This window comes from Novimethylophilus kurashikiensis (assembly GCF_003112435.1).
Classification (GTDB): Bacteria; Pseudomonadota; Gammaproteobacteria; order Burkholderiales; family Methylophilaceae; genus Novimethylophilus; species Novimethylophilus kurashikiensis.
The window spans coordinates 56,046-79,244 of sequence record NZ_BDOQ01000013.1; the positions used below are offsets into that span (position 1 = coordinate 56,046).

At 58.6% G+C, this 23,199-nt stretch carries 23 protein-coding genes; 11 read left to right on the forward strand and 12 right to left on the reverse strand.

Annotated elements, in window-relative coordinates; translation table 11 throughout:
• Positions 1 to 7: 7 nt before the first annotated feature.
• From epsG to NMK_RS12875, 4 genes are all read right to left on the reverse strand, one after another.
• Positions 8 to 877: a chain length determinant protein tyrosine kinase EpsG gene (gene epsG / locus NMK_RS12860; protein ID WP_109016165.1), complete on the reverse strand. Its 870-nt coding sequence runs from the start codon at positions 875 to 877 to the stop codon at positions 8 to 10.
• 84 nt (positions 878 to 961) lie between these two features.
• Complete coding sequence (epsF, locus tag NMK_RS12865; RefSeq protein ID WP_109016166.1) at positions 962 to 2,365, reverse strand: chain length determinant protein EpsF; 1,404 nt, start codon at positions 2,363 to 2,365, stop codon at positions 962 to 964.
• 48 nt (positions 2,366 to 2,413) lie between these two features.
• Positions 2,414 to 3,289 carry a polysaccharide export protein EpsE gene (epsE, locus tag NMK_RS12870; protein WP_227871482.1) on the reverse strand — a complete coding sequence of 292 codons (876 nt, stop codon included), beginning with the start codon at positions 3,287 to 3,289 and terminating at the stop codon, positions 2,414 to 2,416.
• Positions 3,290 to 3,374: 85 nt separating this feature from the next.
• Positions 3,375 to 4,373 (reverse strand): EpsD family peptidyl-prolyl cis-trans isomerase, encoded by a 999-nt coding sequence (locus NMK_RS12875; RefSeq protein ID WP_181376280.1) that lies wholly within the window; start codon positions 4,371 to 4,373, stop codon positions 3,375 to 3,377.
• Positions 4,374 to 4,651: 278 nt separating this feature from the next.
• On the opposite strand from NMK_RS12875, the gene NMK_RS12880 reads away from it, so the two are divergent.
• Positions 4,652 to 6,169: a mannose-1-phosphate guanylyltransferase/mannose-6-phosphate isomerase gene (locus NMK_RS12880; RefSeq protein WP_109016168.1), complete on the forward strand. Its 1,518-nt coding sequence runs from the start codon at positions 4,652 to 4,654 to the stop codon at positions 6,167 to 6,169.
• Positions 6,170 to 6,315: 146 nt separating this feature from the next.
• Positions 6,316 to 6,813 (forward strand): MarR family winged helix-turn-helix transcriptional regulator, encoded by a 498-nt coding sequence (locus NMK_RS12885; protein WP_109016169.1) that lies wholly within the window; start codon positions 6,316 to 6,318, stop codon positions 6,811 to 6,813.
• 50 nt (positions 6,814 to 6,863) lie between these two features.
• Here NMK_RS12885 and NMK_RS12890 read toward each other — a convergent pair whose 3' ends face one another.
• Entirely contained in the window at positions 6,864 to 7,289 is a 426-nt protein-coding gene (locus NMK_RS12890; protein WP_109016170.1) for a hypothetical protein, read from the reverse strand.
• A 290-nt stretch (positions 7,290 to 7,579) separates the two neighbouring features.
• Here NMK_RS12890 and NMK_RS12895 point away from each other — a divergent pair, with 290 nt between their 5' ends.
• The gene (locus NMK_RS12895; RefSeq protein ID WP_109016171.1) at positions 7,580 to 7,870 is read left to right on the forward strand and encodes a hypothetical protein; all 291 of its coding nucleotides are present in this window, start codon (positions 7,580 to 7,582) and stop codon (positions 7,868 to 7,870) included.
• A gap of 11 nt (positions 7,871 to 7,881) precedes the next feature.
• Here NMK_RS12895 and NMK_RS12900 read toward each other — a convergent pair whose 3' ends face one another.
• Positions 7,882 to 11,016, reverse strand: coding sequence for a PAS domain S-box protein (locus NMK_RS12900; RefSeq protein ID WP_109016172.1), 3,135 nt, complete (start codon positions 11,014 to 11,016; stop codon positions 7,882 to 7,884).
• An 87-nt stretch (positions 11,017 to 11,103) separates the two neighbouring features.
• On the reverse strand, positions 11,104 to 12,012 hold the full coding sequence (locus tag NMK_RS12905; protein WP_109016173.1) for a LysR family transcriptional regulator: 909 nt from the start codon (positions 12,010 to 12,012) through the stop codon (positions 11,104 to 11,106).
• Positions 12,013 to 12,107: 95 nt separating this feature from the next.
• Here NMK_RS12905 and NMK_RS12910 point away from each other — a divergent pair, with 95 nt between their 5' ends.
• The 7 genes from NMK_RS12910 (at position 12,108) to NMK_RS12935 (ending at position 18,509) form a co-directional block, all read left to right on the forward strand.
• On the forward strand, positions 12,108 to 13,208 hold the full coding sequence (locus NMK_RS12910) for an NADH:flavin oxidoreductase/NADH oxidase (RefSeq protein WP_109016174.1): 1,101 nt from the start codon (positions 12,108 to 12,110) through the stop codon (positions 13,206 to 13,208).
• 30 nt (positions 13,209 to 13,238) lie between these two features.
• On the forward strand, positions 13,239 to 14,396 hold the full coding sequence (locus NMK_RS12915; RefSeq protein WP_109016175.1) for an iron-containing alcohol dehydrogenase: 1,158 nt from the start codon (positions 13,239 to 13,241) through the stop codon (positions 14,394 to 14,396).
• Between the two features lie 112 nt (positions 14,397 to 14,508).
• Positions 14,509 to 15,024 carry a DUF2380 domain-containing protein gene (locus NMK_RS12920; RefSeq protein ID WP_227871483.1) on the forward strand — a complete coding sequence of 172 codons (516 nt, stop codon included), beginning with the start codon at positions 14,509 to 14,511 and terminating at the stop codon, positions 15,022 to 15,024.
• Between the two features lie 194 nt (positions 15,025 to 15,218).
• Complete coding sequence (locus tag NMK_RS12925; RefSeq protein WP_109016177.1) at positions 15,219 to 16,658, forward strand: catalase; 1,440 nt, start codon at positions 15,219 to 15,221, stop codon at positions 16,656 to 16,658.
• A 21-nt stretch (positions 16,659 to 16,679) separates the two neighbouring features.
• Entirely contained in the window at positions 16,680 to 16,811 is a 132-nt protein-coding gene (locus tag NMK_RS18905) for a hypothetical protein (RefSeq protein WP_265415770.1), read from the forward strand.
• Between the two features lie 171 nt (positions 16,812 to 16,982).
• Positions 16,983 to 17,054 (forward strand): pyrroloquinoline quinone precursor peptide PqqA, encoded by a 72-nt coding sequence (gene pqqA, locus NMK_RS12930; protein WP_081774944.1) that lies wholly within the window; start codon positions 16,983 to 16,985, stop codon positions 17,052 to 17,054.
• Between the two features lie 162 nt (positions 17,055 to 17,216).
• Positions 17,217 to 18,509 carry a cytochrome P450 gene (locus NMK_RS12935; RefSeq protein ID WP_227871484.1) on the forward strand — a complete coding sequence of 431 codons (1,293 nt, stop codon included), beginning with the start codon at positions 17,217 to 17,219 and terminating at the stop codon, positions 18,507 to 18,509.
• 59 nt (positions 18,510 to 18,568) lie between these two features.
• Here NMK_RS12935 and infA read toward each other — a convergent pair whose 3' ends face one another.
• The 5 genes from infA to NMK_RS12960 all read right to left on the reverse strand — a co-directional run bounded on the left by infA (position 18,569) and on the right by NMK_RS12960 (position 22,443).
• Positions 18,569 to 18,829, reverse strand: coding sequence for a translation initiation factor IF-1 (gene infA, locus NMK_RS12940; protein WP_109016178.1), 261 nt, complete (start codon positions 18,827 to 18,829; stop codon positions 18,569 to 18,571).
• A 104-nt stretch (positions 18,830 to 18,933) separates the two neighbouring features.
• Positions 18,934 to 19,140: a cold-shock protein gene (locus NMK_RS12945; RefSeq protein WP_109016179.1), complete on the reverse strand. Its 207-nt coding sequence runs from the start codon at positions 19,138 to 19,140 to the stop codon at positions 18,934 to 18,936.
• A 271-nt stretch (positions 19,141 to 19,411) separates the two neighbouring features.
• A complete protein-coding gene (locus NMK_RS12950; protein ID WP_109016180.1) occupies positions 19,412 to 20,236 on the reverse strand; it encodes a lytic transglycosylase domain-containing protein in 825 nt (274 codons plus the stop codon).
• The gene (locus tag NMK_RS12955; RefSeq protein WP_370848829.1) at positions 20,226 to 21,557 is read right to left on the reverse strand and encodes an undecaprenyl-phosphate glucose phosphotransferase; all 1,332 of its coding nucleotides are present in this window, start codon (positions 21,555 to 21,557) and stop codon (positions 20,226 to 20,228) included. The genes NMK_RS12950 and NMK_RS12955 overlap by 11 nt, the downstream gene beginning before the upstream one ends.
• 313 nt (positions 21,558 to 21,870) lie before the next feature.
• Positions 21,871 to 22,443, reverse strand: coding sequence for an FxDxF family PEP-CTERM protein (locus NMK_RS12960; RefSeq protein WP_109016182.1), 573 nt, complete (start codon positions 22,441 to 22,443; stop codon positions 21,871 to 21,873).
• Between the two features lie 243 nt (positions 22,444 to 22,686).
• Here NMK_RS12960 and NMK_RS12965 point away from each other — a divergent pair, with 243 nt between their 5' ends.
• Positions 22,687 to 23,172 carry a hypothetical protein gene (locus NMK_RS12965; protein ID WP_146187206.1) on the forward strand — a complete coding sequence of 162 codons (486 nt, stop codon included), beginning with the start codon at positions 22,687 to 22,689 and terminating at the stop codon, positions 23,170 to 23,172.
• Positions 23,173 to 23,199: the final 27 nt, after the last annotated feature.

Sequence of the window (23,199 nt, forward strand, 5' to 3'; positions counted from 1 at the left end):
CCCGCAATTAAAACGTGCTCAATACCGAGCCGACCATCATGACGCCGAGATCGGTGAGGCCGCCCGCGAGGAGTTGCGAATCGCGCAGGCTGGTACGGTTTTGCCGCGCTGCAATGAGGGCGCCGCCGGTACGCATGGAGACGATGTTGGCGTCGGCATAACGTGCAGCGGGTGGGGTATCGACGATGATCACGTCGAACTCGTCCACCATGTTGGCCATGAAAGTGTTGAACATGGGCCGGCCCAATAGCTCCTGCGGGTTCGGCGGCGTAGGGCCGGAGGGAAGGATGGACAAATCCATGAACGCCGGGATGCGCTGGATGGTGCTGGAATCGCCGCGGTTGGAGAGGATGGACGACAGGCCGCTGCGGTTTTCGATGCCGAACATCTTGTGCTGGCGCGGACGGCGCATGTCGGCATCGATCAGCAGGGTGCGTTCACCCAATTGCGAGAACACCACGGCCATGTTGGCAGCGAGATAGCTACGGCCTTCGCGGCTGCCCGGGCTGATGATGGACAAGGCCTTGCGTTCCGGCTCGCCGGTAAACCAGCGCATCACCAGTTGGCTGCGCAGCGCCCGCAACGCTTCGGCCTGAGGGCTGAACGGCTGCAAGGCTGCGACCAGCTCATCGGAGACGCTGGTCTCGCCCTTGCGCAGATAGGGATAGCGATACTGCCGGGCGAGGGCGAACTTGATGTCGTCCTCGCTCAAGATACCGAGCTGAATGGCTGCTTCGCCAAAGCGCAGGTTGCGTTCCTTTTGCAGCCGCAGGATGGGCTCGGCTTCGTCCAGCGTGAGCTTGCCGGCATCGACCAGGATCGCCCCGATGGAGTAATCCCCGGAGACGCGCTGCACAGGTTGCAATGACACTTGCATGATGGGTTCCTTTTGCGGTTAGGCGAGATACTTAAGCCGGCCCGGCGGGGCCGGCTTCAATACAATTCAGCGATTCGATGAGCCTCAGGCGAACTCGATGGTGCGCGGCCGCCGCAGTCGCAGTTTCTTCACGAACAGGCGAGCGCTGCCCTGCTGGCGGGTAATGCGGGCCAGCACCGGCAGGCCAACGCCTAGTTCCACGTCTTCGATGGTGCGCACGCGGCGATCCATCATTTCCGTCATGAAGGCCATGCCGAGGCCGATCAGCAAGCCCAGCACGCCGGCGATGGCGGTATACAGCACGGGCTGCGGCGAAGTCGGCTTGATGGGAGCCGTGGCAGGCGTCAGCACCGAGATGTTGGTCTGGCGCGCCTGGCTTTCGAGGCTGGTCTGGGTGAGGCGAGCAGTTACCGCGTCGTAGGCTTTCTGCGCAGAGGCAACGTCGGCCAGCAGCACGGCTGCGTCGTCGCGCTGGCGGCGCATTTCGAGCAGGTGGGCCTTCTGGATCTCGATCAATTGGCGCAGTTGCGCGGCCTTGTCGGTACCGACGTTTTCGCTGGTAGTGAATCCGCTGGCGATATGGGCGGTTTCGGCAGCGAGCTTTTGTTTCAGCATGTTGAGCTCGGCTTCCATGCGCTTGTATTGCGGATGGTTCTTGCCGTAGTTGCCCGCGGCGTCCTGCAGTTTGGCCTCGGCCCGGTCGATGTCGGCCTTGAGGTTGAGGATCAGCGCATTCTGCTGCACCTCGGGCAGCGTGCTGGCGTTGCCGCCGGAGCGCTGCTTGCTGCGTGCGTCTGCCATCACCAGTTCCGCCGCTGTGAGCTGGGCGGTGAGGTCGGCCAGCTTGGCGGTTTCGGCGTCCAGCCGCTCGTCGGTGATCACCATGCCGTGCTTTTGCTGGTAGGCGGAAAGCTTGGCCTGCGCTTTTTCGAGGTCGGCGCGCAAGTCCTTGCCCTGGTCCTTGAACCAGGTGGCGTATTCATGGGCCGGCTCGGTCTTGAGGTCGAGGTTGGTTTCTACATAGGCCTGGGCGAAGGCGTTGGCGACGGCGGCGGAGAAACCGGGGTCGGGCGACGAATAGCTGATCATGATGACGTTGCTATCGCGCGAGGGCTTGGCCTTCATGTCCTTTTGCAGCAAGTCCCCCAGCCATTGGGTTAGTTGACCTTCGCCGCCGGTGTCTTCCATCCACTTTTGGCGTACGGCCGGGTTCTGGTCGAGCTTGAGAATCTTGATCACCTTCTGCACCACGCGCTCGCTGTTGATCACGTCGATCTGCGTGGGCAGGTAGCTCATATCGGCGTTGTACATGGCGATCTGGGCGAGCGGATCTTGCGAACGCATGTCGACGATGAGGTCGGTCTCGGCGCTGTAGCGCGGCGGTAGCATCAGGCTGACGCCCAGGGTGATGCCCATGATGGCGAGCATCGTCAGCAGCGTTATCTTGTAGCGCGCCTTGAGGATCATTAGCATCTGTTGCAGGTTCATGCTGGCCCCTTGGAGGTGGTTTTAGACATAGCAGTCATTCGACGGCGGTTAGAACAGGCTTTCGTCGACGTAGATCACGTCGTTGGCCTGCACCGGATCGTTCGGTTTGATCTTGATAGCGGTGAGATTGCCGTCCGCACCCTTGCGATAGATCTTCATGCCGCGTTCGGTGCCGCGCAGCGTGGGGCCGCCAGCCATGGCGAGCGCCTGCTGCACCGACATGCCGCGCTGGATACGGAACGAGCCGGGACGCTGGGTTTCGCCGTAGATGTAGTAAACGGGCGCTTCGGGCACGTAGATCACATCCCCGGCCGCGACATCGATGTCGTCGTCGGGCTTGTTCTTGAGGAACATGCTGGGCACGTCGACTTCCTTCCGGAAATGCTGGCCGTTACGCCAGCCGGTGATGATGACGGTATCGGAGCCGCCGCCCACGCCGCCTACGCCGTTGATGATGCCGCCAGCGTTAGCCAGCATTTCAGACAGGCGCGTGTTGAAGGTTTCAAGCGGGAAGCGTCCTGGACGATTCACTGCGCCCAGCACCGCAACCTGGTTGCCGCGCACCTGGACCAACACGATGTTGACCTGCGGTTGCTGCACGAAGCCGCCTTTCTTCAAGGCGTCGGCAATGGCTTTTTCCGCCTCGGGGATGGGCATGCCGCCCACCTTGACGCTACCGATGAGCGGGTAGGTGATGGTGCCGCTTTCAGAAACGCGAGTGTCCAGCGTTAAGTCCGGATTCTGGAACACCAGGACGCGGATGGAGTCACCCGGCCCCAGGGTGTAGTCGCCCTGGTCCATCTTGTTGCGCTGCTGGCTTGATGGCTGGTCTTGCATGGCGAGGTCGTTCTGGGCCTGGGCGGCTGGCACGAGGGCAGCGGACAGGCACAGCATGAGGATGGGGGTCATGGCATGGGTTTTCATAGCGGACTCCGTACGGTCGTTGTTACAGGCGTGGGGCTGCTGGCGATGGAAAATGGCTGGTCGTCTGGTGATGCGGCGGGCATACTCATTTCAGCCCCGCGATGGCCTTTTCCACGTTCATGGTTTCGGACTTGGGTTGTTGATTGGTCGGCTGCGCGCTTGCCGGTCCGGCGGCAGGCGGGGATTTTTCAGCCTCGGCCATTTCCGGCGGCTGAGTGCTGGCTTGATTGGTCGACATGGCGGCGAAATCGCCTAGGTATTCGATCTTGGCTGCTGTCTTGAGACGCTCCAGGTCGTTGTTGATGGCGACCTTGGCCTGCTCGTTGGCGAGATAGCGCGGAATCTTCTCCAGCGCAGTCTTTTCGTCCACCGGGGCAGCCTGGGACGATTCCAGGTGCATCACTACCGCAGAGTTGGGCGTCGGTTCGAAGATGCCGGTCTGGCCGTCCTTGAAGGCAGCGAGCTGCGGCAGCACGCTAAGTGGAATCTGCTCTGCGGCACGCGTGCCGGAATGCATGGTGAAGGCGATGTTCTGCTTCTTCAGCCAGGCGGCGATGTCTTCCATGCTCTTGCCCTGGGCGAAGGTCTTGAGTTCGTTCACCGGCGGGTTGGGAGTCTCCAGCGCGATTTCCTGCAACTTATAGACATGACGGTCGGAGAACAGCTCGGGATGGCTCTGGTAGAACTTCCTGGCTTCGTCCTCGGAGGGCTTGGGCAGCCCGGCTACGAGGCGATTCAAATAGGCGCGGGTGAGGATTTCACGGCGTGCCTCGTCGATCTGCATCATCACTTCGGGCGAGCGGTCTATTTTCTGGGCTTCAGCTTGTTGCACTGCCAGCTGCTGATTGACCAGCTTGGCCAAAACGTCCTTCTTCACCTTGTCCACGCTATCGACGGGCACATTGGGAATGTGCGCCAGTGCGTTGTTGACCTGATGGATGGAAATCTCGTCATTGTTGACCTTGGCGACGACCTGGGTCGCCGGTTTCTTGTTCTCGCTACAGGCTGTCATCACGAGGAGTAGAGCCAGTGGGAGCACTTTGCGCAAATTCTGGGCAGGTGAAGCAAGATTCTGTGTTTTCATGGACTTACCAATCGCAGTAGTGGCAAAGAATGGTGACGTTGTACGCCGCCGGTAGGGCTTTCTCTGTTCGATACCGCACACTCTTGTGCCTCTGCCTGAGGCGCGGGTGGGCGGTAGAGCATGAGCCGTGGCTGCTTTATCCCACGGCTGGGCTTGGGATATCTGTGCGGTAGCGTACGGAGGGTGGAAGGGGCGGGGTTTAGCCTGCGAACGTGGCGAATGGAGCACTCTATTTGTGTCTATCGCCGCGACTTGTTCCTGCCTGATTGGAGTCATTAATGAACGTCTTGTTGCCCGTTATTCTTTGCGGCGGCTCCGGCACCCGCCTGTGGCCGCTCTCGCGCGAGAAGCATCCCAAGCAACTCCTCATGCTGGGGGGCGACAATCACACCATGCTGCAGTCCACTGCCCTCCGCATTACCTGCGACGCCATGCCCGATGGTTGGAAGCTGGAGCATCCCCTTGTGGTCGGCCAGGAGGAATGCCGTTTCATGACCGCCGAGCAATTGCGCCAGGTGGACATGACGGCGTCGCGCATCTTGCTAGAGCCGGTCGGCCGCAACACTGCGCCTGCGCTGACCTTGGCTGCCCTGGCAGCGGTGGAGGATGGCAACGATCCTGTGCTGGTCGCCATGCCGGCCGACCATGTAATGCTGCATCCGGAAGTCTTCTGCGAAACGCTGGCGCAAGGTCTTCCGCTTGCCATGGCAGGGCGGGTGATGACCTTCGGCATCGTGCCGACTGCGCCTGAAACCGGCTACGGCTACATCCGCTGCGGCAAACCGATTAACGCAACGCCAGCACAGGAAATCATGAGCTTCGTGGAAAAACCGGATATCGAGACGGCACGGCGCTACGTGGCGGACGGCAACTATTTATGGAATAGCGGTATCTTCATGATGAAGGCTTCGACCTGGCTCAAGCAGATGGACCGTTTCCGCCCGGATATCCTTGCCGCCTGCATGATGGCGATGGCGCAAAGCACGACCGACCATGATTTCACGCGCATCGACAAAGAGGCCTTCGTCGATTGTCCGTCGGATTCCATCGACTATGCGGTGATGGAACGGCTGGTGAGCGCGGATGAAGATGCTATCGGCGCCGTGCTTTCCTTGGATGCCGGTTGGTCGGATGTCGGTGCCTGGAGCGCCCTCTGGGAAATCGGTGACAAAGACAAGGAGGGCAACGTGCTGGCAGGCGATGTGTTGGCGATGGATACGCGCAATTCCCTGGTCCGCGCCGAAAACCGCATGGTGGCCTGCATCGGCATGGACGACACCGTGGTGGTTGAAACTGCTGATGCCGTCCTGGTCGCGCATCGCGATCACCTGCACTTGGTGAAGGACGCGGTCGCGCAGCTCAAATCCGCAGGCCGACCCGAATGCGATGCGCACCGCAAGGTGCAGCGTCCTTGGGGCTATTACGACAGCCTGGACGGCGGCATGCGTTTCCAGGTCAAGCGTATCGTGGTGAGCCCCGGCGCCTGCCTGTCGCTACAAATGCATCACCATCGTGCCGAACACTGGGTGGTGGTCACCGGTACTGCCCGCGTCACCCGCGGCGACGAAAAATTCCTGCTCACCGAAAACCAGTCCACCTACATTCCGCTGGGCACCGTGCATCGTCTGGAAAACCCCGGCGTGGTACCGCTGGAGATCATCGAGGTGCAGTCGGGCACCTACCTGGGCGAGGACGACATCGTGCGCTTCGAGGATTTCTACGGCCGCGACGAGCGCTTGAGCGAACTGATGAGCATGGCGGCGACGACTTCGGTTTCTTCCACGGTGCATCACTGATTTACAGGCATGCCGAGGCTGCATCTACGCGCCACGGCATGTACCCAGACGTCCCCCATTCGGCGCTCCGGCGCCGTTTTTTTGACTGCGACTAGGCTAGAATGGCGCCAAGATTTTCTTGCCTGTTTTTCGAATAAGACTTATCCATGAGTGAATCCGATACGTCCGCGCTTTCGTTGCAGGTACTCGGCCTGTTTCGCATCATTTTCAAATCGTCGAACAAGCATTTCGAAGCCATCGAGAAGGCTGTCGGCTTCAGCGGGGCGCAACTGTGGACGCTATCCGAAATTGCACAGGCGGACGGCATCAAGGTCTCTCATCTTGCTCGGGTCATGTCGCTCCACCAATCCACGGTGAGCAACCTGATCGTTAAGCTGGAAGAACGCCAACTGGTGGACCGGGTGCGTGATGAGAAAGACCGTCGCTCAGTGCGCTTGAAGGCCACCTCCACAGGCCTGGCCGTGCTCGGGCGAGCGCCTGCGCCACTGCGTGGCTTACTACCCGATGCGCTGATGCGGATGCAGCCGGAGCAGTTGGCGGCGCTCAAGACGGCATTGGATACGGTACTGGACCTCATGGAAATCAAGACTGAACGTTATGCCCGCGAGCCGCTCGGCGAGCCTATCACGCTCGATAAATCCTAATCGCGGTTGATCTATGCGCTCGATAAAGCACGGTGTTTACAGCGAAGACTTCAAAGCGAACTTGCAGGCGGCATAAAGCCGGAAGGATCCGAGCCGCCTGATTCGGCGCTTGCGATCTGGTTTACTGCATCCTGCAAACGGCTCACGTCGCTGCCGAGCTGATACAAGCCTTTGCTACTGCTCAGCCAGTGATGGAAGCGCGACTCGTACTCATGCTCGAAAATCAGGTAAAACGGCGTGTGCCGGGCAAGGTTTCTGAAAAAGTGTCCCACTTCTTCGACCACGCTTCCGTAGCTGCCGGCAAATTGCCGATCGACCACCATCACCACGCAACTGTAATCCAGAGATTGACTGCTTTTGCCGACAGCGGTCGAGATCGTCATGGCATCGCATGACCATTTCAAAACCATGAAGTGATGCTGCAACAAGGTGGCAAGTACGCAACTGTCTGAGACGACCAGTGCATATAAGGACATCGTGCACCCCCGATTCCGCGGCAGCCTTGCATAAACTTGCCGCGGGAAAATAAACCCGATTATTCAGAATGTTTGGCTTGATAGTATTGTGCAAATGTAATTGTGGCAAACCGGCCTAGCTTGAGATCGCGGTTATTTCGAGCTTATTCGACTGATTAAAAAAGACTTATGGGCGTTGAAAAAATTACGCTCTTGTGTCTAACGGGCCTTATGTACGCTAGCCGATAGCAGCAGTCTAGCTGTGAGGTAATCTCGCCAAGCTTGAGCTAATCCACTGGAAGGAGGCCATCGTGACGCGGCTGGAACTTTTAAAAAACACTTATCAGCGAGCAGGCCTGGGACGAGTGGAGCGCGAGGGCTCGCAGATCATCAATGAACTGGGCGAACTGATTGCAGACACCTACGAAGCCGAGCCTGCCGACATCGCCGAGTTTTTGGCGGCAGCGATCAATCTGATGCCGCATCTGATCGAGGTGGCGGAAATCGAGCAGGCCAATCTCAAGGATGAAACGCGTCCTGAGGTGATTGCCGCAGTGGGCGCGTTAAGTGCCGTGGACGTACAGCACAAGGCGGTTGGGTGAAGGGTGAAATATCAGTTCCATGTGTCGAGTGCGGCGAGGATGGCCGGATAATCGTATTGGGCGACTAAGCCTTGCAGGCGCTCGCCCAGTGCTGGCGAGCTTTGGGCGATGGCATCCAGGGCAGTGGCGATACGGGCCGTTTCCAGACTGAGCAATGCCTCTTTCAAACGATGACGTAGCGCCGCATCGAGTCCGGCGAGTTCCTCAGCCGTAATGGGCGGTACGATTTCAGGCGTGTCGTCATTTTCATAGCGGTATTGCAGGCCGAGCTGGCGTGCGAGACAGGCGTAGATTTCCTCAAGCCGGTAGGGCTTGCTGACGAAGTCGTCCATGCCTGCACTTTTGGCTTCTTCCTGCTGTTGTTCGAGGACCGAGGCCGTCACCGCGACGATCTTCACCGCATCGCCACCGGGCAGTGCACGGATGAGCCGCGTGGCCTCGATACCGTCCATGACCGGCATCTGGCGATCCATCCAGATGAGGTGAGGATGCCACTCGCTGAACATTTTCACGCATTCCTCGCCGTTGACGGCCAGCTTGGTGGGTAAGCCGAGATCCTGCATCAGCGTGATGAGCAGCAGCTGGTTGTCTTCCTGGTCCTCGGCGATGAGTATGCGGTACTCGGGCTGCCCCGCGGTCACGCCCACTATTTCCGTTTCGCTGGCTGTGTGGCTTGCCAGCGAATGCACCGGAGCGCCGGCAAGCGGTAGTTCCACACTGAATACCGAACCTGCCCCCAATGAGCTGCTGACCTTGATCGTGCCTCCCATGAGGGTCACGAATTGGCGGGTAATGGAGAGTCCGAGCCCTGTACCTTTTCGTGTACCTTGCTCGCCGAGCTGGACGAAGGGGTCGAAAATACGCTTCTGATCCTCCGGCGCGATACCGATGCCAGTGTCTTCTACTTCAATCAGGAGCCGGCCGTCGGCATGGGTGTTCAGTCGCAGCGTTACGTGGCCGGTTGAGGTGTACTTGATAGCATTGCCGAGCAGGTTGATGAGGATCTGGCGGATACGTGCTTCGTCGCCGGTGGCGAAGCGCGGAAAACGGGAAGCCTGGTCGACTTCGAGCCTTAGCCCCTTTTGCGCGGCTTTGATGCGCATCATGTCGGTGACGTCGCGCACCAGGTTGCCGAGGTCAAATCCACTGGATTCCAGCTCGATATGGCCGGTGTCGATGTTCGACATTTCCAGCACGTCATTGATGAGGTTAAGCAAGTGCTCGCCGCTGCGATTGATGATGTTTACGTACTCGTGCTGCTCGGGCGGCAAATGCCCGGTTTTGCTCATGAGGTCGGAAAAACCGAGGATAGCGTTGAGCGGCGTGCGCAACTCGTGGCTCATGTTGGCGAGGAACACGCTCTTGGCGCGGTTGGCCGCTTCGGCTGCATCCTTTGCCAGCTCGAGTTCGGCGGTGCGCTCGCTCACCGTCACCTCAAGGCTTTCACGGTAATGCTTGAGCTCTTCTTCGGCGCGCTTCCGTTCGCTGATGTCGCGGCTGATGGAGAGGTTGTAGACCTCGCCGTCGAATTCGAAATAATTCGCCGTGATCTCCACCGGGAACGTAGTGCCGTCGCGTCTTTTATGTACGGATTCGAACTGCATCCTGCGGCGCTTGATCAATTCCGGCCAGAACTGGTCCCACCGCTCCTGGTTCCATTCCGGGTCGATGTCGTAGACGCCCATGCCCCCGGTCAATTCCTCGCGGCTGTAGCCGAGATTACGAACGGCGCTGAGACTGGCGTAGAGAAAATGGGTGTCGTTATGCCCGAGGAGCAGGATACTTTCGCCGACTTCGTCCAGGGCAAAGCTCAGCAGGCGTAATTGATGCTCGATCTTGGCCTGCTCGGTAATGTCCGTGAACATGCCGAGGGAGCCAATGAACTCGCCTTTTTCGTCGAAAATAGGGGTGGCCGAGGCGCGTACCAGAACCACCTTGCCTGACTTGTGCAAGAAGCGCCGCTGGTAGTTTTCGGAAATGCCTTTGCTACGGTTGTGCATGCGCTGCAGATGGTCCGGCATCTCGGCGACCACGACGAAATCGGACAAGGCATGACCCAGCATTTCCTCCGGGCTGTAACCCAGCAGCGCTGCCATGCGGGCATTGACGAATGCGATGGTGAATCCGGTATCGACCAGACAAACACCTTCGGTCGTGGTATCCACGATGCGCCGATAACGCGCCTCACTATTGCGTAGCGCTTCTTCGGCACTACGGCGCTCTGCGACTTCTTCCTGTAAGTGTCGGTAGGAGCGGTCGCGTTCGGCCGTAAGCGTGGCCACGGTCATGACGGTGATGACGAGCGAAGCAAAAAACCATTGTAGCGATTGCAGACTTTGTTCCTGGCTTTCCAGCGCAAACAGGCCGTAGCCGTGAGCCGCGCCGAAAAAGGCAGCGACAGCGGCGATCAGTGTGACCAGTGCACCGCCCGCCGGCCCGAACCGCAAGGCCACCCATAGCAGGATGGGGATAGGCAGGAACTGTACTCCGAGCGGCGGCGAAACATCGTCGAACACGCTTAAACCCGAGGCGAAGGGAACCACCACCAGCAATAGCCCGAGCAAGGCTGCGAATTCCCAACGGCGCCATGTCGGCGCTTGCAGCAAGATGCCGCGCCATTGCCGCCACGTCATGACCAGTGGTACGCACATGCAGTATCCGAAGAAATCGGCAAGGCTCCAACGAATCCAGAGGGGCAGTAGATCGGTTCCCGAGGACAAGGAGCCAAGTGCACCTATCATGCCGCCGCTCAAGGATGCGGTGATGCCCAGCAGCATCATGGCGACCAAATCCCTGACGCGGTCGAAAGTAAGGCTGCGCATGCCGGTCATCTTGAGCAGGCCCAGCAACACGGTAACTTCGAACACGTTGGCAAAGCTGTAGACCAAGGTGTTGGCAAATGGATAGCCAAGGTTCCGTTCGGCGACAACAAAGACGGGGAAGGCGAGCAGCAGGGTGATGAACCGCGCTCTTTTGTGTACGAGTAGCAGTGCCGAGAACAGCAGGGCATTGGCCGGCCAGAAGGCGGAAATGTTGCTGGGATGCAGGGAGAACAAACCGCCGAGAGGCGTAGCGACGAAGACAACGGAAAGTGCAAGGGCAACTTGCACCCAAGTTTTTTGCAGCCACTCGCTTCGCTTTTGCATTGTTACCAGCCTGTCGCCCCTGTAACGACCATCATCACCCGATTGAAACGCGAACTCAATAGGGGCCTGCGCGGATGATTTCCCTTGTCATAAAGCGGGTGGAAATTGCTGCTGGAGATAACGAATCAAAGCTTGCAGGCGCGAAGGCTGATACTTGCGATTGGGATAGACGATATACAGCGGCAGCGGCTCGGTCTGCGCCGTCGGGAAAAGATCGACGAGGCGTCCCGCAGCCAAGTCGCGCTCCACGTCCAGGTGCGACTTGAAGGCGATGCCCGTGCCTTGCAGCGCCCATTGGCGGACTAAAGCGCCATCGTCGGCAGCGCGGTCGCCGTGTACTTGCACAATTCTCTCCCGACCGTCGAGCGTGAGTCGCCAGTCGTTGAATATCTTGCCGCTGCGGTAGAAGCAGATGCAGTTGTGCTGCTGCAATGCCTCGAAGGTTTCCGGGCGACCCATACGGGCGATGTATTCCGGCGAACAGCACACTACGCGCCGGTTGTCGCAAAGTTTGAGGGCGATGAGGCTGGAATCGCGCATGACGCCGTAGCGCAGTACGAGGTCGATCTGGTTGCGGTAGAGGTCCTGGATGGTGTCGGAAAGATGCATCACCACGCGAATCTGGGGGTGCTCGCGCCGGAACGGCTCCAGTTCTTCGTCGAGGCGGTCACGCCCCAGATCCGATGGGGCGCCGAGGTGGATTTCCCCCGAGAGCGCCTCGCGGCCGCGTTTCAAGTTGGCGATGCCTTCTTCCAGTAATTGCGTGGATTGCACGCAGTATTGCAGGAAGTCTTCACCGGCCTGGGTGAGTCGCAAAGAGCGGGTGGAGCGGGCAAACAGCTGGCTGCCCACCTGGCGTTCCAGACGCTTGATGGCCGCGCTGGCGCTTGCCGGCGTTTGGCCAAGCCCGCGAGCGGAGGCACTGATGTTGCCGGTTTCGCTTACGCGGATGAACAGCTTCAGATCGGCGAGATTGATCACAAAGATTTTCTTCAAAAATTATTTGATATTGAATCAAATAATTAGCTTATTAACAATTTTTTGTTGTAGCGGTACAGTTGTCTTCAACAACATCAACTGGAGTTTCATCCATGTCACAGCTCTTTTCGCCTGTTGCTATCGGTAACCTCACCCTCAAGAACCGCATCGTCATTGCCCCCATGTGCCAGTATTCGGCCGTGAACGGCGAGGCCACCGATTGGCACATGATGCATCTCGGCTCGCTTTCGCATTCCGGCGCGGGCATGCTGATCATCGAAGCGACGGCGGTGGAAGCCATCGGCCGCATCTCGCCGGCCGACCTTGGCTTGTGGTCGGATGCCACTGAAGCGGCGCTTGCACGGGTGCTGAAAGCCGTACGTCAGTATTCGGCCATGCCTATCGCTATCCAGCTCGCCCACGCTGGCCGCAAGGCCTCGTGCAATGTGCCATGGCAAGGCGGTGCGCAGATCGCCCCGGATCAGCCAGACGGCTGGCAAACGGTGGGGCCTTCGGCGGTGCCGTTTGGTGCACACGATAATCCCCCAGTCGAGCTGGATCACGCGGGCGTGGATCGTATCAAGGGGGCTTTCGTAGAGGCTGCGCTTCGTGCGCATCGGCTCGGCATCGACGCCATCGAATTGCATGCCGCACACGGTTATTTGCTGCATGAATTTCTCTCGCCGCTCTCCAACCGCCGCACCGACGGATACGGCGGTTCGCTGGAAAACCGCATGCGTTTTCCGCTCGAGGTGTATGACGCCATGCGCGCCGCACTGCCGGCCAGCATGCCCATCGGCGTGCGTATTTCCGGCACCGATTGGGTGGAAGGCGGTTGGGAAGTGGAGCAGAGCGTGGTGTTTGCCAAACATTTGCGCGAACGCGGTTGTGCCTATATCCACGTCTCAAGCGGCGGCCTCTCGCCCGAGCAAAAGATCCCTGTCGGCCCCAATTACCAGGTGCCGCTGGCGCAGCGCATCCGCGAGGCCACGGGGCTCACGACCATCGCCGTCGGCCTCATTACCGAGCCGCAACAGGCGGAAGAACTGATTGCCAACGGCAGCGCCGACATCATCGGCCTGGCCCGTGCCATGTTGTACGACCCGCGTTGGCCCTGGCACGCCGCAGCCGAGTTGGGTGCCCAGGTCGATGCGCCGCCGCAGTTCTGGCGCTCGCAGCCGCATCAACTCAAACACCTGTTTTCGGAAAGCTGATTTTTTAAAGATTCATCGCAAAGGACCACCATGCTGAATTTCGAGTTTTACAATCCCACGCGCATCGTTTTCGGCCAGGGGCGCTACAACGACCTTGACCGGTTGATCCCGCCGCATGCTCGCGTGCTGGTGCTGTTCGGCGGCGAAAGCGCGCGCAAGAACGGCACGCTGGATATGGTGTATCAAGGGCTGGGCAAGCGCCACGTCGAGAGCTTCGGCGGCATCGAGCCTAACCCGACGTATGAAACCTTGATGAAAGCTGTCGAGCAGGTTCGCGCCAACCGGCTGGATTACCTGCTGGCCGTAGGCGGCGGCTCGGTGATCGACGGCACAAAATTCGTCGCCGCTGCCGTGTTTGCGAGCGGTGACCCGTGGGAAATCCTGTTGAGCCACGGTGCCAACGTCAAACAGGCTTTGCCGTTCGGCACCGTGCTGACCTTGCCCGCGACCGGTTCGGAAATGAACAGCGGCTCCGTCATCACGCGCAGTGACATCAAGGCCAAGCTGTTCTTCACCAATGCCTGCGTGTTCCCGCAGTTCTCGCTGCTCGACCCCACACGCAGCTACAGCCTGCCGCCGCGCCAACTCGCCAACGGTATCGTGGATGCCTACACCCACGTCATGGAGCAATATCTGACTTATCCGGTCAACGCGCTAGTGCAGGACCGCTTTGCAGAAGGCCTGCTCTCGACACTGATCGAAATCGGCCCCAGGGTGCTGGCGAACCCGCAGGACTACGATTTGCAGGCCAATTTCATGTGGACGGCAACGTTGGCGCTCAACGGGTTGATTGGCGCCGGCGTGCCGCAGGATTGGGCGACTCACATGATCGGCCACGAACTCACCGCCTTGTACGGATTGGATCATGCCCAGACGCTGGCCATCGTGTTGCCTGCAATGTTGAACGAACGCAAGGCCGATAAGCGCGTCAAACTGATGCAGTATGCGGAGCGGGTGTGGGGGCTCAAGGAAGGGAGCGAGGAAGCTCGTATTGATGCCGCTATTACCAGGACGCGGGAGTTTTTCGAAAGCCTGGGCGTGCAAACCCGGCTTTCCGGCTACGGTATCGATGCAGAGGCGATTCCACCCGTGCTGAAGCAGCTCGAATCCCATGGCATGGTGCACCTGGGCGAACACCGCTCGGTTGATCTTGATGTAAGCCGCAAAGTGCTCGAAGCCTGTTTGTAAGCTATTCCGGTTTGTAAACCAGCCTGCTGGTAAACCATCCTCCGATCCCTGCCGTGTTCATCCCCTTGCATGGCAGGGACGTTTTTTTGAACTAAGCGTAATGGATTCCTTGTTGAAACGTCTCTTCCTTGACATCAGTTTATTGTTCTCGATAGCGGGGTTCACATGGGCTGGGCCTGACCCCAAGGTCATGGTCCTGGACATCCAGCTCAACGATTTGACCGATCTGCCCAACGCACCGGAAGAGCTGGCGCGCGATGCATTTCTTTCCTCGACATTCCGTCAGCGTCTCGCCGACAAGGGGGTTGCGGTGCTGCCGCCAGCGGAATCCCTCAAAACCCTCGCCGCCCAGAATTCCCCCACCTACCTGTTCGACCGCCCGGCTGAAGCCGCCAAATTAGCCGCACCCAGCGGCGCGGACTACGTGATCATTGGCGTGGCGCTCAAGCCCACCTACCTGTTCGTCTATCCACGGCTGTTGCTGATAGACGTGAAGCAGCAAAAAGTGGTGATGCCGACCTACGCCCAACTCGAAAGCTCGTGGACCGACCAGAACACCACGGCGCGCACGGCAGAATATTTGGCGGGGAAGATTGCGGCCAAGGTAAAGGCTCTTGCAGAGCAATAGTCCAAGCGGTTGAAGCACGATGCCGTGAACTCAGACACAACCTTGTCGACTAACAGTGTTGGCAGAGCACCCATGATCTATAAGAAATAATTATCAGAAGAATATTTATAAACAATTAGATTAATCGTTATCGCTCTCATAGTATGGATCCTGTCGCTTCGACGAACACTAATCAATGACATAGGAGATGTGCCATGAGCAACAAGAAATTGACGACCGCCGCAGGTGCGCCGGTCCCCGATAACCAGAACGTGATGACCGCAGGTCCGCGCGGCCCCGTCCTGTTGCAGGACGTATGGTTGCTCGAAAAACTGGCCCACTTCGACCGCGAAGTCATCCCCGAACGCCGCATGCACGCCAAAGGTTCGGGCGCCTATGGCACTTTCACGGTCACAAACGACATCACCCGATACACCCGCGCCAACATTTTTTCGCAGATCGGCAAGCAGACCGAGTTATTCGCCCGTTTCACTACCGTGGCCGGCGAACGCGGTGCGGCGGATGCCGAGCGCGATATCCGCGGTTTTGCCGTGAAGTTCTACACCAAGGAAGGCAACTGGGACTTGGTAGGCAATAACACGCCGGTGTTTTTCTTGCGCGACCCGCTCAAATTCCCCGATTTGAATCACGCCGTGAAGCGCGATCCGCGGACGAACATGCGCAGCGCCCAGAACAACTGGGATTTCTGGACTTCGTTGCCGGAAGCCTTGCACCAGGTCACGATCGTCATGTCGGACCGCGGCATTCCAGCCACTTATCGCCATATGCACGGGTTCGGTTCGCATACGTTCAGCTTCATCAATGCGGCCAACGAGCGCTTCTGGGTCAAGTTTCACTTCAGGACGCATCAAGGCATCAAGAACCTCACGGATGCGGAAGCTGAAGCCATCATCGGCAAGGATCGCGAAAGCCATCAACGTGATTTATTCGAATCCATCGAGAAGGGCGATTACCCCAAATGGACGCTCTACGTGCAGGTAATGCCTGAGAAGGAAGCCAGTCAGGTGCCGTACAACCCCTTCGACCTCACCAAGGTATGGCCGCACAAGGACTACCCGTTGATCGAAGTCGGCGTGATGGAATTAAACCGCAATCCGGAAAACTTCTTCGCCGAAGTCGAGCAATCCGCGTTCAATCCGGCGGCTGTCGTGCCCGGTATCGGCTTCTCGCCGGACCGCATGCTGCAGGCGCGGCTGTTCTCCTACGGCGATGCGCAAAGGTATCGCTTGGGCGTCAATCATCACCAGATTCCGGTGAATGCACCGAAATGTCCGTTCCACAGCTATCACCGCGACGGGGCGATGCGCGTGGACGGTAATCACGGCGGCACGATCGGATACGAGCCCAATAGCAAGGGCGAATGGCAGGAGCAGCCGGATTTCCGCGAGCCGCCATTGTCTGTGGAAGGGGTGGCCGATCACTGGAACCACCGCGAGGATACGGATTACTTCTCGCAGGCCGGCGACTTGTTCCGTCTGATGACGCCGGAAGAACAGCAGACCTTGTTCGACAACACCGCACGTTCCATCGGCGGCGCGTCGGTCGAGGTCCAAAAGCGGCATATCGCCCATTGCACCCAGGCCGATCCGGCTTACGGTGCAGGGGTGGCGAAAGCCCTCGGCATCGCAGTCTGACGTGCAACCAGGAGAACGATCATGAATCGCAATCGATGGGCAGCAGGACTCTGGCGCATGGCGAGCTTGTTTGCCATCTACGGGGCAGCACATGCCGGTGTTTTGAGCGATCTCGAGGGGCGGGAGGAGGAAACTTGGCTTGGCATCGGCTGAACCCGCAAGATTTCATGAGCCGTCTTTGCGCGGCGCATGAGGAGAGGATCATGAATTTCTTGAGCGGCGATTCATGATCCACCCGAATAGTTGATTTAAACGTTCGGGTATAGTGCAACTCATGCAAGCACGGTGCTTGCAGCAACGTCAAAATTTAATAGGAGATCGATCATGTGGACCAAGCCTGAAGTGACTGAAATGCGTTTCGGTTTCGAAGTGACGATGTACGTCTGCAATCGCTAAGCCGAACGCAGCAGCAGGACAAAACGGCAGCCTCGGCTGCCGTTTTTTTATAAGGCACCTCCTCGGGTGCTTTTTTATTTTCACTCGCCGCTCAGCCTCGGCAGAATTTAGGCCGGGTACGCTCCTCAAACGGGTTGGACCTGTTTCGATGAGGAACTGCGCATGGCTGACTCTTACCTGTCGTCGACGACATCTTTTTCCAACATTCGACCATTACCGAGGGACCACCATTACGACAGTACGCTCGCGCTAATGCGCGATCCGTATCGCTATATCGCCCGGCAATGCGACTTGTTGGGCGCCGATATTTTCGAAACCCGGCTGATATTGCACGAAGCCGTTTGCATGCGCGGCGCAGAGGCGGCAGCGCTGTTCTACGACAGTACGGCATTCCAGCGGCAAGGGGCGTTGCCCTTGCGCTTGCAGCGCACGCTGTTCGGCCGCGGCGGGGTGCAGACGATGGATGGCGAGGCGCATCAGCGTCGCAAGCGCCTGTTCCTCGATCTAATGAGCCAGGAAAACATCGACGCCCTGGGCGAGATATTCGAGCAGCAACTGCTGAAAGCCTTTGGCCGCTGGCGAGCCGAGCCGCAGCTCGTGCTGTATGAGGGGCTCAAGGAAGTCCTTACACGTTCGGTCTGCGCCTGGGCCGGCGTGCCCTTGCTGGAAAGCGAGATCGACCTACGCAAGCAACAACTCAGCGCCTTGTACGAAACCGCCGGCGCTATCGGACTCAAGCATTGGCAAGGCCGCTGGGCGCGCGTCAAGGCGGAGCAATGGGCAGCTGACTGGGTTGAACGCGTGAGAGCGGGAACCGATGAAGTGCCGCAAGGTTCACCTTTGCATGCCATTGCCACGCAGTGCAATGCGGAAGGCCGGTTGTTGGATAAGCGCGTGGCGGCCGTCGAAGTCATCAATCTATTGCGTCCAACGGTTGCGGTCGCGGTGTATCTCTTGTTCGAGGCACATGCCCTGGAGCAGCTCCCTGGATTGGAGGCGCGCTTGCTGAATGGCGGAAGCGTGTTCCGGGACGGTTTCGTCAACGAGGTGCGGCGCTTTTATCCGTTTTTCCCCAGTGTGATGGCCGTGGCGAGGCATGACGTTGCGTGGCAGGGCTATGTCATCCCCAAAGGTTGGCGGGCCGTGCTCGATCTCTACGGCACCTGTCACGATCCTCGAATATGGCAGGAGCCGGAAACCTTTCGGCCGGAGCGATTCAAGGACTGGCGCGACAACGGCTTCAGCCTGATTCCGCAGGGCGGCGGGCAGCATGCCGGAGGGCATCGCTGCGCCGGGGAGTGGGTGACGCTGGAATTGATGAAGCGCTTTGCCCGCTTGTTGTGCGAGCGGTTGGAATACGAAGTGCCGCCCCAGGACTTACAACTCGACATGACACATCTGCCGGCCTTGCCGCGAAGTCGCATCATCATCAGGCAGATCGGTCTTCGGAATTAGCCCATTGATGGGGCTTCAAGCCTGAATCCCCTTGACTCCATTGATCGAGAGGGGCTGGCTCAGTAGCTGCGCCGACGCTGGGCGGCAACGGTGTTGCGTTGCTCCAGATGGCGGAAGGTAATGCGCCCCTTGGAAAAATCGTAGGGTGAGAGTTCCAGCGTAATCTTGTCGCCGGCGAGGATGCGGATATGGTTCTTGCGCATTTTGCCTGCGGTATAGGCCACGATTTGGTGCCCGTTGTCGAGCGTGACCCGGTAGCGGGAGTCGGGCAGGATTTCCATCACCACTCCGCCCATTTCAATCAGTTCTTCTTTGGCCATGTTCGGCCTCCTGTCTTCAAGAAAAATAAAAAGCCCGGCGATGCCGGGCTTTCCGGGATTCGACCGGTCAACCGGTACGAATCTAGTGAGATCGTGCAGCGAAATCAGTCTGCTGCGCGAATATTCGAGGCTTGCTGGCCTTTGGGGCCGGTGGTGATGTCAAAGCTCACGCGTTGATTCTCCAGCAGGGTCTTGAACCCTTGGCCTTGAATCGCGGAGAAGTGAGCGAACAAATCCGCTCCGCCACCGTCCGGCGTGACGAATCCGAACCCTTTGGCATCGTTAAACCATTTCACAGTACCTGTAGACATATCTTGCTTCCTTTAAAGATGAAAATAATGGGGGATTGAGCCCCTGGGGGCGAAGATCAAGAAGGCGGGGAGTGAAAGATAAAACCCGAAAAGCCAGGGAACAGACCAAACAACAACGACACGGACTTGAAAAACGCTCCCGGACTATGCGCCTTATTGGACGGATAAGCAAACTATTTCTAGTTGATTTTTAAAATAAATTTTCCATTAAACGTTTCAGTCCTAGACATAAACGTTTCAGTCCTAGACAAATTAGGCCAGCCGCTTCAGGTCAATCCGCCGTGGGCATGGTTTCCGATTGCACCAGGCGCGTTCCAGCCAGGTAAGGCGGTACGAACGGCTTGGCATGTTTTTCGATGGCTGCTTCCATCGATGCCGCACGGGTTCGCGTCAGGTAGTAGTCGCGACGGGCGGCGATGTTGTGCCATTCGTTGTACTTGGCGAGCACGTCGCGGACGTACTGCTGGGTCTCGGGGAAGGGCGGAATCTTGTTGCGGTAGCGCAGCACGGCGCCCTCGCCGGCGTTGTAGGCGGCAAGCGCCAGGTCGAGCCGATTGTCGAAAGTGCGGATGAGGTAGCTCAGGTAAAGCGTGCCGGCTCGCAAATTGGCCTGCGGAGATTTGGCCGGGTCCTTGATACCGTAGCGCGCAGCGGTTTCAGGCAGCACTTGCATGAGGCCGATCGCGCCTTTCAGGGAGAGCGCGGTCGGGTGATAGCGTGACTCCACAAAAATGACTGCATGCACCAGTACCGGGTCGACCCCCGCCTTAACCGCGGCCTTGGCGATTTCACGGGAGAAGGGCTGTGCGTCCAGGCTTTCGGACAGGGGCGGCGGGGTGGGTTCGGTCAATTCCGCGCGAATCGGTTGCGGGGAGGGCTGTGGCATGGGCGCCGGTTCCGCGGGCCGGTACTTGCGGTCCAGCACATAGCTGCTCCCGCTGTCGCGGGCCATCGGTTGGCTGCCGTTCCATTGCAAGCGGTAAGGGGAGGCGGGCTTGGCTTCCGCGGCTACGAGCACGGCCGGCGGGATGCAAGACAAGACGATTCCGGCCCCGAGCACGGCGGCTCGGCGGAAATGGCGGTTTTCAATAGGCATTCCTGTCCCTCAGCACCACAGTCAGGGTGCGCAAGATGATGTAAAGATCGAGTCGCAACGACCAGTTGCGAAGGTAGGCGAGGTCGTATTCGATACGCACCTTCATTTTTTCCAGCGTGTCGGTTTCGCCGCGCCAGCCGTTGACCTGTGCCCAGCCGGTAATGCCGGGCTTGACCTTGTGGCGCAGCATGTAGCCTTTGATCATGGTGCGATAAAGCTCGTTATGGGCCACGGCATGGGGACGCGGGCCGACGATGCTCATGGTGCCTTGCAGCACGTTGAAGAACTGCGGCAATTCGTCCAAGGAGGTTTTGCGCAGGAAGGCGCCGATCGGTGTCAGCCGCTGATCGTTCTTCTGCGCCTGCTGGATGGTGTCGCCGTCCTCGCACACCGTCATGGTGCGGAACTTGTTGACCAGAATCATCTCGCCATTGAGGCCGTAGCGGCGCTGGCGGAAGATGATGGGGCCGGGGGACGTGAGCCAGATGCCCAGCGCAATCGCGATCATGATGGGCGAGATCAAGATCAGGATGAGGATGGACAGCACGATGTCGCTGGCGCGCTTGACGATGCCGTTGGTACCGGTGAAGGGCGTTTCGCACACGGCGATGACAGGCAGATCACCCACCGAGTCCATGCGGCCCTGCATGAGGTCAGTGACGAAAATATCCGGTACGAAATAGATCGAGGCGGTGGTGTCGCTCAACTCGTCCAGGAGCTTCATGATGCGCGGCTGGGTCGCCATGGGCAGGGAGATGTAGATGATCTCGATGCCGAAACGCCGCACGTACTTGGGTATATCGCCGATGCTGCCCAGCAACGGGAAATCGGCGTGGTCGCCGATGCGTTCCTGTTCGCGGTCGTCGAAAAAGCCGGTGAGCTGGGTCGGGTTGTAGGGGTTTTGATGAATTTCCTTGGCAAGTGCCAGGCCGTGTTCGCTCACGCCGGCGATGATGGCGCGCGGTGGTTCGCCCATGAGCGCCAGTGTCGGGGCCAGCTTGCGTAGCAGGATATAGACGCCGATTTGGCTCAGGGGCGCTGCCCACAGCCACATACGGATAGCACGCGGCTCGAATACAGAGAGATAGCCAGTGGCATGCCCGAAGAACAACAGCAGCATCGCCATGACGGCCCAGCCGAATACGATGTTCTGGATCGCTTTCCACGCCGACATATTGAGCCGCATTTTGCCGGGGAGGGTGAGTGAAAACACCAGCAGCGACAACACCAGATATTCTGGTGTCAATTGGCCTTCGACCCACCACGCGATCACCCAGAGAGACAGCGCAAGCGCCAGCGGGTCGAGCAGAGCGACCGCCAGCATGAGTACGTTGTTCCAGCCTAGCGCGGGGCCGGCGGCGCGGCGGAAGCGGATGGGGACGGTATGGCTAGCCATGGTGGTATGCGCCATGACCCATGCCGTCATGGGAATGAAGTAAAGCCGAGGGTATCTCTTCTGACATATGAAAATCCGATAAAACTAAGTCTCAACGGCTTTCAAAGTAGAGGCATTCAGAAACTCAATCTGTTCGCTTCCGAACATTGATGCGACGGGTTTTAACAGGATTGTCATGAATGACGGTGTAAAAAAAGCGGCGCCTAAGCGCCGCCTTTTCAGGACACCATTGATGCAATCAAGCCATGCCGAGCGGCGTGCCCATGGACAGGTTGCCCAGCTGGCGCTTGGCAACGAAACCCAGGAAGCCCAGGCCGAGCAGCATCATGAGATAGGTGCTGGGCTCGGGGACCGGGGCCGTATCGGCGGCATACAGGTAAACACCACCGTTCAGGCCGACGGCATCGCCGGCGACCTTCCAGTAATAGCTGCCTGCCGCCACGTTATTGACCGAGAGGACGCCGTTGGTGCTGCCCCAGTTGGTGGAGCCCAGAAGCGTGTTGGAGCCACCTTGATACAGCGACAGGGTGCCATTGGTGATGTTGTAGAAGGCGCTGCTGCCGTTGATGCCGGGCAGGTAGAGCGAAACAGCGCTGGAAATCGTGTCGCTCGCCTGGCTCAGCGTGAAGTTGAACACGTCGCTGAAGCTTCCGGCATCATGCGTCACGGAATAAGAATTGGCCGCAGTCGGATCTGCGCCCAAGTCATAGGGGAAGCTGGCACCGTTCAGACTAACGGTAGCAGCCTGGGCGCCGCCGAAAATCCCTGCCAGGATTACAGCCGCAACAGCATGCTTGATTTGGAAATTCATTTTTCATCTCCTGAAAAATATGACGATAACTACCCAAGCGAAGAGCTGAATCTCTACGCTCGGATGTATGCTCGGGCTCGGCAGAATTTCCGTCTGTTCGCTATCGAACTTTAGGGCTGAGGCTCAACCATGTATTCCCGTTTGTGATTTGTCTCGGCTTGCAAGAGCCGTTGCGCCGCGAGTGCCGGGTATTTATGATGGGGTTTTCCCCTGAGTTGTCGGCTTTAAACGCGACCATTTCAAATGACAAAAAGATTACTCATCTGGATATTTGCCCTGCTGATGGGCCTCTCCGTATTGCCTGCGTTTGCCTATTGGCAGGACGATGCCCGCGTGGCCGAGGCGCGAACCGTGTTGAGCGATTGGGAACAACGCTTCGTCAATGCAGTGAACACGCCAGAACTGCAATGGGTGCAGCAGGACCTCACCAACAACCAGACCTACAAGAAGCCGCAGCAGGTGCGTAATTTCCCGCGCTATCTTGCCAAGGTGGATTACACCTACCGGCAACTGCAAGACGCTGAGAAGCAATATGAAACCGCGTTGAAGGCAGTCCAGGCAGACAACAGGGATTTTGTAGATCTCGATTACAAACGCAACCAGGAACTCGATACTGCCTTGTCGACCTGGAACGCTCTGGTGCAGGATGTGGGGGAACCGACGGTGAAGGAGGCGAGCGACGCCTATGCTGGTCAAGAAGCGACCTTGAAAATCTTGACCGACTACTAGATAAAGTCGAGGCGGATGAAACAGTAA

What these genes read in the sequence shown, in the direction of transcription:
- epsG (WP_109016165.1), bottom strand. Translation starts at nt 877, where the DNA reads ATGCAAGTGTCATTGCAACCTGTGCAGCGCGTCTCCGGGGATTACTCC.
- epsF (WP_109016166.1), bottom strand. Translation starts at nt 2,365, where the DNA reads ATGAACCTGCAACAGATGCTAATGATCCTCAAGGCGCGCTACAAGATA.
- epsE (WP_227871482.1), bottom strand. Translation starts at nt 3,289, where the DNA reads ATGAAAACCCATGCCATGACCCCCATCCTCATGCTGTGCCTGTCCGCT.
- NMK_RS12875 (WP_181376280.1), bottom strand. Translation starts at nt 4,373, where the DNA reads ATGAAAACACAGAATCTTGCTTCACCTGCCCAGAATTTGCGCAAAGTG.
- NMK_RS12880 (WP_109016168.1), top strand. Translation starts at nt 4,652, where the DNA reads ATGAACGTCTTGTTGCCCGTTATTCTTTGCGGCGGCTCCGGCACCCGC.
- NMK_RS12885 (WP_109016169.1), top strand. Translation starts at nt 6,316, where the DNA reads ATGAGTGAATCCGATACGTCCGCGCTTTCGTTGCAGGTACTCGGCCTG.
- NMK_RS12890 (WP_109016170.1), bottom strand. Translation starts at nt 7,289, where the DNA reads ATGTCCTTATATGCACTGGTCGTCTCAGACAGTTGCGTACTTGCCACC.
- NMK_RS12900 (WP_109016172.1), bottom strand. Translation starts at nt 11,016, where the DNA reads ATGCAAAAGCGAAGCGAGTGGCTGCAAAAAACTTGGGTGCAAGTTGCC.
- NMK_RS12910 (WP_109016174.1), top strand. Translation starts at nt 12,108, where the DNA reads ATGTCACAGCTCTTTTCGCCTGTTGCTATCGGTAACCTCACCCTCAAG.
- NMK_RS12915 (WP_109016175.1), top strand. Translation starts at nt 13,239, where the DNA reads ATGCTGAATTTCGAGTTTTACAATCCCACGCGCATCGTTTTCGGCCAG.
- NMK_RS12925 (WP_109016177.1), top strand. Translation starts at nt 15,219, where the DNA reads ATGAGCAACAAGAAATTGACGACCGCCGCAGGTGCGCCGGTCCCCGAT.
- NMK_RS18905 (WP_265415770.1), top strand. Translation starts at nt 16,680, where the DNA reads ATGAATCGCAATCGATGGGCAGCAGGACTCTGGCGCATGGCGAGCTTG.
- NMK_RS12935 (WP_227871484.1), top strand. Translation starts at nt 17,217, where the DNA reads ATGGCTGACTCTTACCTGTCGTCGACGACATCTTTTTCCAACATTCGA.
- infA (WP_109016178.1), bottom strand. Translation starts at nt 18,829, where the DNA reads ATGGCCAAAGAAGAACTGATTGAAATGGGCGGAGTGGTGATGGAAATC.
- NMK_RS12945 (WP_109016179.1), bottom strand. Translation starts at nt 19,140, where the DNA reads ATGTCTACAGGTACTGTGAAATGGTTTAACGATGCCAAAGGGTTCGGA.
- NMK_RS12950 (WP_109016180.1), bottom strand. Translation starts at nt 20,236, where the DNA reads ATGCCTATTGAAAACCGCCATTTCCGCCGAGCCGCCGTGCTCGGGGCC.
- NMK_RS12960 (WP_109016182.1), bottom strand. Translation starts at nt 22,443, where the DNA reads ATGAATTTCCAAATCAAGCATGCTGTTGCGGCTGTAATCCTGGCAGGG.
- NMK_RS12965 (WP_146187206.1), top strand. Translation starts at nt 22,687, where the DNA reads ATGACAAAAAGATTACTCATCTGGATATTTGCCCTGCTGATGGGCCTC.